Source organism: Chryseobacterium sp. CFS15 (assembly GCF_031118795.1).
Lineage (GTDB): Bacteria > Bacteroidota > Bacteroidia > Flavobacteriales > Weeksellaceae > Chryseobacterium > Chryseobacterium indoltheticum.
On the sequence record NZ_JAVHYL010000009.1, the window covers coordinates 161785 to 176542 of the forward strand.

Annotated in this window: 12 protein-coding genes; 11 read left to right on the forward strand and 1 reads right to left on the reverse strand. The window is 35.3% G+C overall.

All coding sequences use genetic code 11. The features are described 5' to 3' along the window. The first annotated feature begins 277 nt into the window (after positions 1-277). Positions 278-1735, forward strand: coding sequence for an OmpA family protein (locus OH814_RS15055; protein WP_308828723.1), 1458 nt, complete (start codon positions 278-280; stop codon positions 1733-1735). A gap of 159 nt (positions 1736-1894) precedes the next feature. Here the strand turns inward: OH814_RS15055 and OH814_RS15060 are convergent, their stop codons facing one another. Beyond that, entirely contained in the window at positions 1895-2917 is a 1023-nt protein-coding gene (locus OH814_RS15060) for a YncE family protein (RefSeq protein WP_308828724.1), read from the reverse strand. Positions 2918-3286: 369 nt separating this feature from the next. Between OH814_RS15060 and OH814_RS15065 the strand changes: the two genes are divergently transcribed. The 10 genes from OH814_RS15065 (at position 3287) to OH814_RS15105 (ending at position 14710) form a co-directional block, all read left to right on the forward strand. Beyond that, the gene (locus tag OH814_RS15065) at positions 3287-4639 is read left to right on the forward strand and encodes a sigma-54 dependent transcriptional regulator (RefSeq protein WP_308828725.1); all 1353 of its coding nucleotides are present in this window, start codon (positions 3287-3289) and stop codon (positions 4637-4639) included. 160 nt (positions 4640-4799) lie between these two features. After that, positions 4800-5159, forward strand: a complete 360-nt coding sequence (locus OH814_RS15070; protein ID WP_308828726.1) for a hypothetical protein — start codon at positions 4800-4802, stop codon at positions 5157-5159. 100 nt (positions 5160-5259) lie between these two features. Continuing rightward, the gene (locus OH814_RS15075; protein WP_308828727.1) at positions 5260-5400 is read left to right on the forward strand and encodes a hypothetical protein; all 141 of its coding nucleotides are present in this window, start codon (positions 5260-5262) and stop codon (positions 5398-5400) included. 106 nt (positions 5401-5506) lie between these two features. Next, entirely contained in the window at positions 5507-5584 is a 78-nt protein-coding gene (locus OH814_RS20680; RefSeq protein WP_374990583.1) for a potassium-transporting ATPase subunit F, read from the forward strand. A 143-nt stretch (positions 5585-5727) separates the two neighbouring features. Beyond that, positions 5728-7419: a potassium-transporting ATPase subunit KdpA gene (kdpA, locus tag OH814_RS15080; RefSeq protein WP_308828728.1), complete on the forward strand. Its 1692-nt coding sequence runs from the start codon at positions 5728-5730 to the stop codon at positions 7417-7419. Between the two features lie 15 nt (positions 7420-7434). Further along, positions 7435-9444, forward strand: a complete 2010-nt coding sequence (gene kdpB / locus OH814_RS15085) for a potassium-transporting ATPase subunit KdpB (protein WP_308828729.1) — start codon at positions 7435-7437, stop codon at positions 9442-9444. Between the two features lie 105 nt (positions 9445-9549). Beyond that, positions 9550-10116, forward strand: coding sequence for a K(+)-transporting ATPase subunit C (locus tag OH814_RS15090; RefSeq protein WP_308828730.1), 567 nt, complete (start codon positions 9550-9552; stop codon positions 10114-10116). 326 nt (positions 10117-10442) lie between these two features. Continuing rightward, positions 10443-11522: a porin gene (locus tag OH814_RS15095; RefSeq protein WP_308828731.1), complete on the forward strand. Its 1080-nt coding sequence runs from the start codon at positions 10443-10445 to the stop codon at positions 11520-11522. A 333-nt stretch (positions 11523-11855) separates the two neighbouring features. Continuing rightward, positions 11856-12980: a sensor protein KdpD gene (locus OH814_RS15100; RefSeq protein WP_308828732.1), complete on the forward strand. Its 1125-nt coding sequence runs from the start codon at positions 11856-11858 to the stop codon at positions 12978-12980. Next, complete coding sequence (locus OH814_RS15105) at positions 12980-14710, forward strand: ATP-binding protein (protein ID WP_308828733.1); 1731 nt, start codon at positions 12980-12982, stop codon at positions 14708-14710. The genes OH814_RS15100 and OH814_RS15105 overlap by 1 nt, the downstream gene beginning before the upstream one ends. The last annotated feature ends 48 nt before the right edge of the window (positions 14711-14758 follow it).

Consider the following 14758-nt stretch of genomic DNA (forward strand, 5'->3'; position numbering starts at 1 on the left):
TTTAACATAATGCTTCTAAATTTTTGGATAAAAAAGGAATATTTCTTATTTGTTTTTAAAATAAATTACTGTTTTAAGTTTACTATATATCAATTGGTTACAAATTAAATCACCAATTACAACACAAGAATTTTATTTTTTGGTACAGTAATTGAATGTAAGATCACACAGCTGAAAACCCGCACTGGTAAGTGCTTTGGGAAAATGGATAAGTTTTAAGGGATCAATAATCCTTTACTTATTCTACTATTTTTAAACAATAAATTAAAATTTTTATATGAAATCAAAACTAGCAATTTTATCGCTGGCGATAGCGTTACCAGCTACTGCATTTGCACAGGATTCACTTCAGGTTACAAACAATGGTGAGTATCCTAACACATTTTCTTCAGGATCTGCTAATGTGCAGCCTTTTACTCAATCTGCAAAGAGATTTAATGATTGGTCAATATCCTTTGGTGGAGGTGTTCCTTTGATGCAGTCTGCTGACTTAACTTCTATTAAAAATGGAGGCGGAAAAAATTTAATTGGTTATTCAGCTTATTTCAGTGTTGATAAAGCGATAACACACGCTTTCGGACTTAAGTTACAGTACGATCGTGGCGAAACAAGACAAGGTTGGTTTAATACCAAAGATCCTGCACCTGCAAATGCTGCAGCTAATATGCAAGTTGGGGCTAGAACTCAATACGATGCAATCTCTATTTTGGGAGATATCAACTTCTCAAATCTTATGAGACGTGTAGATAACAAATCTCCTTACAGATGGGCTTTACACGGTTATGCTGGGATTGGTACATTGGCGTATAGAGCTTACCTGAAAGACGATGCAGGCCAAAGGTTAATGACTGAGGTAAAACCATTCAAACTACAGTCATTCTTCGGACAGGCTGGTGCAGGTTTAAAATACAAATTATCTAACAGATTGGATCTTGAAGGTAGATTGATGTATGTAGTTACTACTGATGACGAATTTGATGGAGGTGGAGCGCAGTATAGCGACATTAACAAGAAATCAGACCAGACTTCAGATAACTTCTTTAATGCAACTTTAGGTTTGACAGTTAACTTAGGAAAACACGAATCTCACTTGATGTGGCATGACCCAATGCAGGAAATCTATTACAGAACTGAGGTTTTAGAATCAAAAGTAAATGATCTTGAAGTTTGTAAGAGCGGAGATGCCGATAATGATGGTGTTTGCGATGACTGGGACAGACAATTAGATACTCCTGCAGGAGCAAGAGTTGATGGTTCAGGTGTTGCACTTGATGTTGATTTAGACGGAGTAATTGATCTTTTAGATAAATGTGTAACAGTTCCTGGTCCTGTAGAAAACAACGGTTGTCCGGTTGCTACTCAGGAATCTGGTGTAGTTGCAGAATCTGAAACTAAATTAGATGGAATTGAATTTGAATTAAATTCAGATAAAATCTTATCAAACAACACTCCGATTTTGAATAATGCTGTAAGCTATATCAATTCTTCAAATGGATCTTATACTGTTGTAGGTGCTGCTGATGCAAGAGGAAGCGAAGAGTACAACAAAAGACTATCTGAAAAAAGAGCAAATAATGTAAAACAGTATTTGATCAAAAATGGAGTAGAATCAAACAAACTTGATGCACAAGGAAATGGAAAAACAGATTTGAAATATCCTGAGTGTGACCCAGCTTCAAAATGTCCAGAATGGAAAAATAAAGCAAATAGAAGAGTGTATTTTAAAGCAAAATAAAAATAATAACTTCTTTTTATCCGAGACTGTCATCTAATGGCAGTCTTTTTTTGTGCACTATAGTCAAACTAATTCAGCTATTTAACGTATTTAAAGAGTAAAATAAGCTCTTTTAAATTGATGAAAAGAGCTTATGATATTTAAAAAACTAATCGTTATTTATTTAACCTCTCTTTTGTAATAAGCTAAACCAAAAGGATTGGTTCCGGCTGTAATCGTTGTACCTGCAGTTAAAGTAGTTCCGTTAATTGTATAAGTTGATACAGCTGTTGCAGCACCACCTGAATGGGTGACATACATTTTTTTGCCGTCTTCATTTACCACAATATTATGTGGTGTTGCATTTAAGGCCATTAATGGCATTCCGTTTTGCATTCCTGTTGTAGCATTGATAGAATATAATTGCTGTCCGGTAATATTGGTTACAAAAACTGTATTCAGATCGGGAGAAGGAAATATGCCGTGTGCACCAGTAAATGCATTATTAGAAATCAGACTCAGATTACTGCCGTTCAGTGCATATACTTGACCAGACTGACAAGCAACAAACAATTTGTTACTCGTAGATAAATGATACAAATGTGGATCTTTCCCTACATTTGCTTCTCCCGTTTTCGAATAATCTGAAGTAGAATACATATAAACTTTATCGGGCATTGCTGCATCAGCATTAAAAACCGAAACATAAGCTTTTGTTGCATCCTTGGTTACAAATACATCATGTGGTTTCATGCCGACATTAATTGTTTTAACAACAGTATTCGTGTTTAGATCGATTACGGAGATAGTATTATCGATATCGTTACTCACCCAAAGTTGCTTTCCTAATCCATCTGCCCACATATGGAAAACCCCGTTCCCAACATTTATAGAGCTTTCAACTGCTTTAGTTTGAGGATTGATGATATGAATTTTCTTTCCTGCTCTGTCACCAACAAATATTTTGTCTTTGGCAGGAACATAAACCACATACATTGGTTCAGAACCGGAAATTGCGACATTGCTTACCTGGTTAGTGACAGCATCGATAAAGCTTACACTTCCTCCACCCCTGTTTGCGACCACTACTTTTTCTTCGTAGACTTTAGGAGCTTCGGGGTAATAGTAGTTGTCATTTCCACAACTTGTGAAAGTAACCAATAAGGCGATTGGTAGACCGAAAATTAGATTTAATTTTTTCATTTGTATTGTTTTTAAGTTAAAAAAATAGAATTATGCTTTACATTTATTAATATCGTTAATGATGATTGATGAAATAGGGAATTAAGATTTCTGTTAGATTGTGTTTTTAACTAAAAGACATAAGCCTTTTTACTAATCTACAACAATTCGACGGAATGAGCTAATATTCAACTATCTAAATAATGAAGCAAATCCTTTTTCTTAATTTTAAAACTATTATCACTCGATTTAATATTTTAAATAAGTCTTTTTGTTGAAGTTTAAACATAAATATTCAGCCTCATTTTATCTGAATTTTTTATAAAGACAAAAATTATTTGATCAATAACTCAATTTTAGTTATAATTTTGAATTTTATAATTTACACGATTGAATACTATTTTAATTATCGATGATGAAGCCAAAATAAGATCGCTTCTGTCACGCATTATCAGTCTCGAAGGCTTTGAAGTCTTCGAAGCAAGCAATCTGAAGAGCGGATTAAAAAAACTCGAAACCACAGAGATCGACATTGTCATCTGCGACGTGAAACTTCCCGACGGAAACGGAGTAGAGTTTTCAAAGATTATAAAAGATAAATTTCCTACCGTAGAAATTATTCTCTTAACAGCATTTGGGAATATTCCCGATGGCGTTCTTGCGATAAAAAATGGTGCTTTCGATTATATTACCAAAGGAGACGACAACACCCGGATTCTTCCTTTAATTTATAAGGCATCTGAAAAAGTTGCGTTAAATAAACGTGTTCTGCATCTTGAAAAACAGCTCAACAGGAAACAGTCTTTCGATAGCATTATAGGGAAATCAACAGTTATTACCACAGTTGTAGATTCTGCAAGAAAGGTCGCAAATACCGATGCTACCGTTCTTTTAACTGGTGAGACAGGTACAGGAAAAGAAGTTTTTGCACAAGCTATTCATCATGCAAGTAACAGAAATAAAAATAATTTTATTGCCATCAATTGTTCGGCTTTCGGAAAAGATCTGCTTGAAAACGAATTGTTTGGCCACAAAGCAGGTGCTTTTACCGGAGCATTGAAAGACAGCAAGGGAATTTTTGAAGAAGCCAATTTGGGAACTGTTTTCTTGGATGAAATTGGTGAGATGCCTTTAGATTTGCAGGCAAAGCTGTTGCGTGTTTTAGAATCTGGAGAATTTCTTAAAGTAGGAGATAGTAAACCTATTAAAACCGATGTCAGAATCATTGCAGCAACCAACAGAGATTTGGAAACAGAAATTGAAAAAGGAAACTTCCGTGAAGATCTTTATTATAGAATCAATATTTTTCAAATAAAACTTCCGTCATTGCGGGAGAGAGTTGCGGATATTGAATTACTGGTTAATTTTTTTCTGAAAAGTTTTTCCCTTAAAACAGGTAAAAATATTATTTCAGTGTCGCCGGATTATTTAAAAGCTTTAAAAAATCATCCCTGGAAAGGCAACATCCGTGAACTTAGAAATGTAATTGAACGAAGTGTTATTCTTACAGATTCCTCTGAATTGGGAATAGAAAGCCTTCCTCTAGATATTTCGGTTTACAATAGCGAAAAAGATTCTTCGCAAACGAAAATAATGTCGGCTTTCTCTATGGCGAGTGCCGAGAAAATGCAGATTCAGAAAGTTCTTAATCATACCAAAGGCAATAAAGCCGAAGCTGCCCGATTACTCGAAATTGGCATTGCCACTTTATATAGAAAGGTGGAAGAGTACAAAATTTCTTAGAAAATAATTTCCATTCTGATAAAGACCCTATCATTTTGATAGGGTTTTTTGTGTTTTGAAATGTTTTAAATTTCATTTAAATAACTGTTTTTCAGTATATTATTTGTTTGTTTTTTTGAAGGGAACAAATCTTGGCATTAATGATTCAAAACAAATTAAAATGAATCATACAGATGCTGTAAGAGAAATCGTAAAAGTGATTCCTGAGTCTCAGGAAGAATTTAAAGAATCTTACAAAACAAAAACACCGTTTATGGTGATCAGTGTTTTCACCAAACAGATCAAAAAGCTAATTAAAAATCACGATCAGAAAATTCTGATGATGTCGATTACCAAGATGAATTTGCTTTACAGCAAAGGAGATCAGGCATTAAAAAATGCTATAGAAAACATCTTCATTTACTCTTTAGACAGTCTTACGTTTTGTTGTGAACCTTCCTACAAAGATTTGATTTTTTCTAAAATGTCACCAAGTCTTCAGAACAATTACTTACGCCAGGTTTATAAATCCGGAATTTAAAAAATTAAAAGAAATGAAAATCGCCATGATTTGGAAATACAAAATTGTATTGAAGATTCAGCGATTGCATAGACCTTTAAAAAACAATAAAAATCTACATATGAAATCAAAAATCAGAAAAATAGGAGACTGGAAACTTCTCAAGTCTACCCGTGAAAAGCATAATCTTGAAGTAATCACCATCAATATTGCTGTAATCTTTGGTGTGTTCGTAGCCGCTGCAATGTTGCAGGTTAATTAAAAAAAATAAAAAATGATAACAATTATTCTATTAATCACGGCAATTGTGCTTTTCGTTTTGTTTTACCGTGCCGTTGAATATTTCGATAAAATTTAAATTAAAAAAGATGACCATACTATTTCTTATTTCAATAGCCATATTCGTTTATATCTGCTATGTGCTCGTAAAGCCGGAAAAATTTTAAAATATTTAATAAGCAAATGAACCGTAAGATAATGCATCAAGTAAAAGAGTGGGGAATCCTGATTTTTTGGATCAGCTTCATCATCGCTTTTTTGTACCTGATAATTACCGTAAAAGAATTTGCATTAATTCATTAAACAAACTATGAACACTGAAATTTTAGGCGTTGTAGCGATGTTTGTCATAACATTGCTGTTGGCGATACCTTTTGGAAAGTATATTTCAAAAGTCTTCACAGGAGAAAAAACATTTTTGGATCCTGTTTTCAAACCCTTAGAAAAACTCTTCTACAAAATATCAGGAATCGATTCTGATAATGAAATGAACTGGAAGCAGCATTTGACAGCACTTTTAACCATCAATTTCCTGTGGTTTTTTATCAGTATGCTGATTTTGATGAATATGAGCTGGCTTCCGCTCAATCCCGACGGAAATCCCGACATGTCACCGGATTTAGCTTTTAATACAACAATTTCTTTCCTTGTCAACTGTAATTTACAGCATTATTCAGGTGAAACAGGGCTGAGTTATTTGGGGCAAATGTGGCTGATGTTTCTTCAGTTCGTTTCCGCTGCAACGGGAATAGCTGCTGCAATTGTTATTTTTAAAGCTTTCAGAGAAAAATCTACAGAAAAATTAGGGAATTTTTACGACTATTTCCTTAAATCTACAACCAGAATTCTATTGCCACTTTCATTTTTAATGGCTACAGTATTGGTTTTTCAGGGGATGCCAATGACTTTCACCGGAAAAGATAAAATGATAACCCTTGAAGGAAAAAATGTAGAAATTTCTACAGGACCGGTTGCCGCATTTGTACCTATAAAACATGTGGGAACCAATGGTGGAGGTTTCTTCGGAGTAAATTCTGCGCATCCGTTAGAAAACCCAACATACTTTATCAATATGGTTGAAATGTTTGCTCAATTGATCATTCCAATGGCGATGGTTTTTGCATTCGGATATTTTATACGAAGAAAGAAATTCGGATATATGATTTTTGGAGTCATGACTATTGGTTTTCTATTGCTCGCAGTACCAACTGTTATCATGGAAATGAATGGTAATCCTGCCATCAGCCAGCTGGGAATTGATCAGTCATTGGGCGCAATGGAAGGCAAAGAAATACGTTTCGGATCTGCCGCATCAGGTTTTTGGAGTATTGTAACGACTGTAATTTCTACCGGATCTGTCAATTCTATGCATGACAGCGCAATGCCGCTTTCAGGAATGACTCAAATGCTTGCCATGATGGTGAACGCTTTCTATGGCGGTGACGGTGTGGGAATTCTCAATATTTTTATCTACATCATCCTTGCCGTTTTCATCAGCGGATTAATGGTTGGCCGTACGCCCGAATTTATGGGTAAAAAGATCGAAGCCCGCGAAATGAAAATTGCAATGATCGTAGCACTTTTCCATCCGTTTCTTATTTTGGTTGGAGCTGCAATAGCTACTTATTTCCCGGAAGTAGGAACTTCTACACTCAATAATCCCGGATTCCACGGTTTCAGTGAAGTTTTGTATGAATATACTTCGTCAGCGGCCAACAACGGAAGCGGTTTCGAAGGTTTGGGTGATAATAATCTTTTCTGGAATATTTCTACAGGAATTGTTTTGTTGCTCGGTCGATTCTTACCAATAATAGGTCCGTTAGCAATTGCAGGGTTACTGGCCAAGAAAAAATACATTCCGGAAGGTGAAGGAACGCTGAAAACAGATACTTCCACGTTTGGACTGATGACTTTTGCGGTGATTGCAATTATTGCAGCATTGGCTTTCTTCCCGGCATTGGCATTGGGTCCGATCGCAGAATATTTTTCAATGAAAATTTAAATAAAAGAAATTAAAATGACTCAAAATAAATCTTTGTTTCAAAAAGAATTGGTTCAGGAAGCATTGAAACAGTCTTTTGTGAAACTGAATCCTAAACTGATGTTTAAAAACCCGGTCATGTTTCTTGTATGGCTCGGTACATTAGTGATGTTTTTCGTGAGCATCTGGACGCTGACTGGAGAGAAATCTCAGGGAAGTTTTGCATACAATTTCACGGTTTTCATCATTCTTTTACTCACCGTTTTATTCGGGAACTTTGCTGAAGCAATCGCCGAAGCAAGAGGAAAGGCGCAGGCAGACAGCTTGCGTAAAACCAGAGAAGAAACGCCTGCAAAACTTCAAAATGGTGAAACAATTTCTTCATCAAAATTACAAAAAGGAGATGTTTTTGTTTGTGAAGCCGGAGACATTATTCCTTCTGATGGAGAAATCATTGAAGGTCTTGCCACAATAGATGAAAGTGCAATTACCGGAGAATCTGCTCCTGTCATCCGTGAAGCGGGCGGCGATAAAAGTTCGGTTACTGGAGGTACAAAAGTTTTGTCGGATAAAATTGTTGTACAGGTTACGACACAACCCGGCGAAAGCTTTTTAGATAAAATGATTGCTTTGGTAGAAGGTGCTTCCAGACAGAAAACACCGAACGAAATTGCCTTAACGATTTTATTGGCAGGTTTTACATTGGTTTTCATCATCGTTTGTGTGACCTTAAAACCATTTGCAGATTATTCTAATGTAACCATTACGATTGCTTCATTTATATCGCTTTTTGTTTGTTTAATTCCAACAACGATTGGCGGATTATTATCTGCAATTGGTATTGCCGGAATGGATAGAGCATTACGAGCCAATGTCATCACAAAAAGCGGTAGAGCAGTGGAAACGGCTGGTGATATCGATGTTTTACTTTTAGATAAAACAGGGACAATTACCATCGGAAACCGTAAGGCAACAAGTTTTTATCCGGCTCATCAAATTGATGAAAAGCAATTGATAAAAGCAGCGGTTTTAAGTTCAATGGCAGATGAAACTCCTGAAGGAAAATCAATCATTGAGCTTGCCGGAATCAATCCTTTAAGCTATGAAATTAGTAATCCTCAGTTTATCAAATTTACCGCAGAAACCAGAAGTTCAGGAATTGATTACGACGGAAACCGCATCCGAAAAGGAGCAACCGACGCCATCAGAAAAATATCTGAAGCTGCTGGAAATATTTTCCCACAAGAAATAGATTTAAAAGTAAAAGAAATTTCTCAAAACGGAGGAACTCCTTTGGTAGTTTCAGAAAATGAAAAAGTTTTAGGAGTTATTGAGCTTCAGGATATTATTAAACCCGGGATTAGTGAGCGTTTTGATCGTCTAAGAAAAATGGGTATTAAAACCGTAATGGTTACAGGAGATAATCCGCTTACTGCAAAATTTATTGCCGAAAAAGCTGGAGTTGATGATTTTATTGCCGAAGCAAAACCGGAAGATAAAATGAATTACATCAAAAAAGAACAGCAGGATGGTCGTCTGGTTGCCATGATGGGTGACGGGACTAATGATGCTCCGGCTTTAGCTCAGGCAGATGTAGGTGTTGCAATGAACAGTGGAACTCAGGCTGCTAAAGAAGCCGGAAATATGGTCGACCTTGACAATGATCCTACGAAATTAATTGAAGTTGTGGAAATCGGTAAACAGCTGCTGATGACAAGAGGAACGCTGACGACATTCAGTATCGCCAATGATGTTGCCAAATATTTTGCCATTATTCCGGCATTGTTTATCACCGCAGTTCCTGCGTTGCAAGGTTTAAATATTATGAATCTTCACAGTCCCGAAAGTGCAATTTTATCGGCGGTCATTTTCAACGCGATCATCATTCCGATATTAATTCCGTTGGCATTGAAAGGGGTTGCTTATAAACCTATCGGTGCATCTGCTTTGCTGAGACGTAATTTATTCATCTTCGGATTGGGTGGAGTACTGATTCCATTTGTCGGAATTAAAATTATAGACATTATCGTTTCATTATTTTTCTAAATATCTAATGGCTTGGCAAGAAGAAACTTTATCATCAACTCACATTTATTCCTTTTTTAACAATTATAATTCTTCTTGCCATTTGCCTTAATAAAATCATTACAAATGAAAACACATATTTTGCCCGCAATAAAACTGACAGCTTTATGCATCATCCTTCTTGCAATTGTTTATCCAATATCAATTTTAGGAATTGCTCAATTTTCGACCAATCAAGGAAAGGGAGATTTAATCAAACACAATAACAAAACCTTTTATGCAAATGTTGGGCAGTCGTTTACCAGCGATAGATATTTTTGGTCTAGACCTTCTGCGGTAGATTACAATGCTACAGGCTCGGGAGGAAGTAACAAAGGTCCGTCAAATGAAGAATATTTAAAACAAGTTGAAGCTCGTATCGACACTTTTATGATGAAAAATCCGGGAATAACAAAGTTAGAAATTCCTGCAGATCTGGTGACGGCAAGTGGAAGTGGACTAGATCCTAATATCTCAGTACAGGCTGCAAAAATTCAGACAAAAAGAATTGCTAAAAACAGAAATCTGTATGAAAGAGAAATCAATAACCTGATCGATCAAAATACAGAAACACCTTTGATTGGCTTGTTTGGTCCTGAAAAAATAAATGTTCTAAAATTGAATGTAGCGCTCGACCAATTGAGTAGAAAATAATTTTAAAAAAAATCGTATTATCAACGTGAATTTTTTTTAAAATTTGTCTGATAAAAATTAAATGCAATTAGCAGGTCGCTCCACTGGAGCTCTAATTCTATAAACTAATATTTGCTATTAACAGTTCGCTCCTATTGGAGCTGTATTTTATCCCATCGGGATTTACTGTAAATAGACAAAATGAATTTCCTAAAAAACGAAGCTCCGGAGGAGCGTGCTGTTAATTTATCTATGAATATATTATTCATCAATTTGTTTATGTTTTTCATCGGACAACAATGATTTTTCTTAATGAAATTCTCCCACACTTTTTAAATTTAAAATAAATGAAAAAAATACTTTTTGTTTTGTTGGCTGTATGCGGAATTACTGCATCTGCACAAAACGATTCAATCAATAAACCACTTACAATAAGCGGATACGCTGAAGTTTATTATACAGCAGATTTTAATAATCCTAAAAATAATAACCGACCGGGATTTGTGTACAGTCACAATAGAAATAATGAAATTAATGTCAATTTAGCTTATATAAAAACGGCGTACAATACAGAAAATGTCAGAGTAAATCTGGCTTTAGCAGCAGGAACTTATATGAATGCCAATTATGCGGCCGAACAAGGCGTGATGAAAAATGTTTATGAAGCCAATGCAGGTTTGAAAATCTCCAAAAAACATAATTTGTGGATTGATGCCGGAATTTTTCCTTCCCATTTAGGATTTGAAAGTGCTATCGGAAAGGACAATTGGACACTTACCAGAAGTCTTTTTGCCGATAATTCTCCATATTTCGAAACCGGTGCGAAAATTTCTTATACTTCAGAAAGTGGAAAGTGGTTTGTAAGTGGTTTGGTCCTCAACGGTTGGCAACGCATACAGAGAGTTGATGGAAATTCTACGCCTGCATTTGGACATCAGTTAATATTTAAACCAAACGAAAAATTAACCATTAACAGCAGTTCGTTTATAGGAAATGACAAACCCGACAGTATTCGCCAGATGCGATATTTCCACAATCTGTATGCGGTCTATCAAATCAATAAAAAGTTGGGAATTACTGCAGGTTTCGACATTGGAGCCGAACAAAAATCAAAAGGGAGCGAACAATATAATATTTGGTACACCCCTGTTTTAGTTGCCAAATATAATGTTACTGATAAACTGAGTTTTACGGCAAGAGGAGAATATTACCAGGATAAAAAAGGTGTTATTATCTCAACTGGAACAGAAAATGGTTTTAAAACTTTCGGATATTCTTTCAATGCAGATTATCAGATTTTGCCCAATCTTGTCTGGCGAACAGAAATCAGGAATTTAAACAGTAAAGACGCTATCTTTATGAATCGAACAGATGAGTTTAATAAAAATAGTCTGACAGCAACGACAGCGCTGGCTGTTTCATTTTAGTAATAAGAAGATGATCTTTTTTTTAATTGAATATTGACCAAAATTATTTCTCCGGCCCTAAAGGAAGTAATTTTGGTTAATCTTAAAAGAAGTTTTCCACCCTTTAGGGTCGGGGAAAAGAAAATTTCCTATAAAATTTATATCTGAATGAAATTTAAACCATTAAGGAAATTAATTGATTAAGAATTTTTAAAAATAGATAAATTAATCCAAGCATGCCACTTAATTCACCTTGGTGAATCTTAAAAAATCAAAATTATTATTGTCCTTAAAAACTCAATGCTCTTAATGGTTTAATAAACTTTCAACCATTTTAAACAAATTATTTCGATAATGAACGAATCACGAAAATCTGCAGAAGAATTTCTGCATTTGATCAACAGCTCAAAAAGAGGTAAACTGAAAATTTACATCGGAATGAGTGCAGGTGTCGGAAAAACCTACAGAATGCTGCAGGAAGCTCATGTGCTTCTTCAAAATGGGATTGATGTAAAAATAGGATATGTGGAAACGCACAATCGTAAAGAAACCCACGATCTGTTGGAAGGATTGCCCGTAATTCCCAGAAGAAAATTATTTTACAAAGGAAAAGAGCTGGATGAACTTGATGTTCCGGCAATTATTGTGCTCCGCCCCGAAATTGTGATTATCGATGAACTTGCTCACACCAATATCGAAGGAAGCAAAAATAAAAAAAGATGGCAGGATGTTTTTGAGATTTTAGATGCCGGAATTAATGTCATTAGTGCCGTCAATATCCAGCATTTGGAAAGTCTAAACAATGAAGTGAAAATCGTAACGGGAATTGAAGTTGCCGAAAGAATTCCGGATACCGTTTTGGCTTCTGCCGACGAAGTGGTGAATATCGATCTTACTGCAGATGAATTGATCACAAGATTAAAAGAAGGCAAAATTTATGATCCGACTAAAATATCTTCTGCGCTGAACAATTTTTTTAAAAATGAAAATATTCTTCAGCTGCGAGAATTGGCATTAAAAGAAGTTGCTTCTCAGGTTACCAGAAAAGTAGAAACGGAAGTCATCACCGGAAAAACCTTAAAAAAAGAAAGATTTCTTGCGTGCATTAGTTCAAACGAAACGACGGCAAAAAATGTGATCAGAAAAACAGCAAGATTGGCAAGTTACTACAACAGTCAGTGGTTTTTATTATACGTTCAGGTTCCTAGAGAATCGGCGGACAGAATTGCGCTGAATAAACAGAGACATTTAATTAATAATTTCAGATTGGCTACAGAATTAGGTGCAGAAATCGTAAAAATTCAGAATAAAAATATTGCAATGACCATTATGGAACAATGTGAAGAACGCAAGATAACCACAGTATGTATAGGAAAACCGCATCTTGACATCTGGAGAATTATCTTGGCCACAGATACTTTCAATTCCTTACTCAAAAGACTGTCAAAACAGAAGGTAGATTTAGTAATTTTGTCGTAATGAAAATAAAAACAAAGCTTAATGCAGGTGTAGGTCTCCTGTTTTTTATGATAATTGTGCTTTCTACTTTGGGTGGATGGTTTATTTATCAGCTTAAAAAAGATACACAGAATATTCTTGCTGCCAATTATAACACGTTGCAGTATTCCCGAAATATGTTATTGTCGCTCGAAGAAATCGGGAAAGAACCTTTTGCACTTTCGGAATTCCAGAAAAATCTTGATCTTCAGCGTCAAAATATTACAGAAAGCGGAGAAAAAGAAGCAACACAAAATATTCATGAGCATTTCTCAGAATTACAAAATGATCAGGGAAACTACAGTTTACATTCAGCCATCCGAAAAGATATTGCCGAACTTATGCAGCTGAATATGAACGCCATCCAGATCAAAAGCGGAATTGCCAATACAACAGCACAAAATGCAATTGCCGTAATTTCTATTGCCGGAACTTTGTGTTTTCTGATTGCTTTTATTCTGATGGTTAATTTACCGGCCAATATTTCAAATCCGATCCGTGAATTGACTTCGAGTATTCATCAGATTGCCAATCAGAATTACAGACAGCGTGTACAGTTTGAAAGTAACAGCGAATTTGGTGAACTGGCGAGATCTTTTAATACGATGGCCGAAAAGCTTCAGGAATACTCCGAAAGCAGAATTGATAAAATTTTGAAAGGGAAAAAACGCATTGAGACTTTGATTGACAATATGCATGATGCGGTAATTGGTATTGATGAAAACAGAAAAGTTCTTTTTGTAAATGACGAAGCTTTAAAAATTTCAGGACTTAAAAAAGAAAATTTCGTCGGTAAACTTATTCAGGATGTTGCTGTAAGTAATGATTTGGTGCGTGATCTGATTAAGGAAATCATCAATCCGGATGCCGAGAAAAATCCAGCAGAATTATTGAAGATTTTTGTAGAAGGAAAAGAAAATTATTTTGAAAAAGAAATTTTAGACATCAAAGTAATTCCAACGGGTGAAAAAGAAAGCAGCTTTATCGGCCAGGTAATTATGCTCCGAAATATTACGCCTTTTAAAGAGCTTGATTTAGCTAAAACCCGCTTTATAGGAACGGTTTCTCACGAATTTAAAACTCCTATTTCTTCCATACAAATGGGGCTTCAGTTATTGGAGAATGAAAAAATTGGCAGTCTTAATGAAGAGCAGCAAAAATTGATTAGAGGGATTGACGACGACACGTTACGATTATTAAAAATTACCGGCGAGCTATTAAATATTGCTCAATTGGAAACAGGAGTAAGCCAACTGAATATTCGTCCGTTTAAGATTAATGGCATGATCGAAGAAGTTATAAAAACCAATAAATCTGCGGCAGATAAGAGACAAATATTTATTCATACCGATGTAGATTCTACTTTAGATGTCATGAATGCTGATCAGGAAAAAACATTGTGGGTTCTCAATAATATTGTTTCCAACGCAATTCGCTATTCTTACGAACAATCTAAGGTTATTATAAAAGTGGAAAGGCTTAATTCCGAACATGTGAAATTTTCGGTGACAGATCGAGGCTTGGGTATTGAAGAGCAATATCTGAAACATATTTTTACAAGATATTTTAGAGTTCCCGGTACTAAAACAGAGGGTACAGGGTTGGGTCTCAGTATCAGTAAAGAGTTTATTGAGGCGCAGGGAGGAAGTATTTCTGTAGAAAGTGAAATCGGAAATGGAAGTATCTTCAGTTTTATTCTGAAAATTAATTAAATGATTTTTTAAGATAAATTGAAGTAAATTATTTTTAACAAAAAGCTG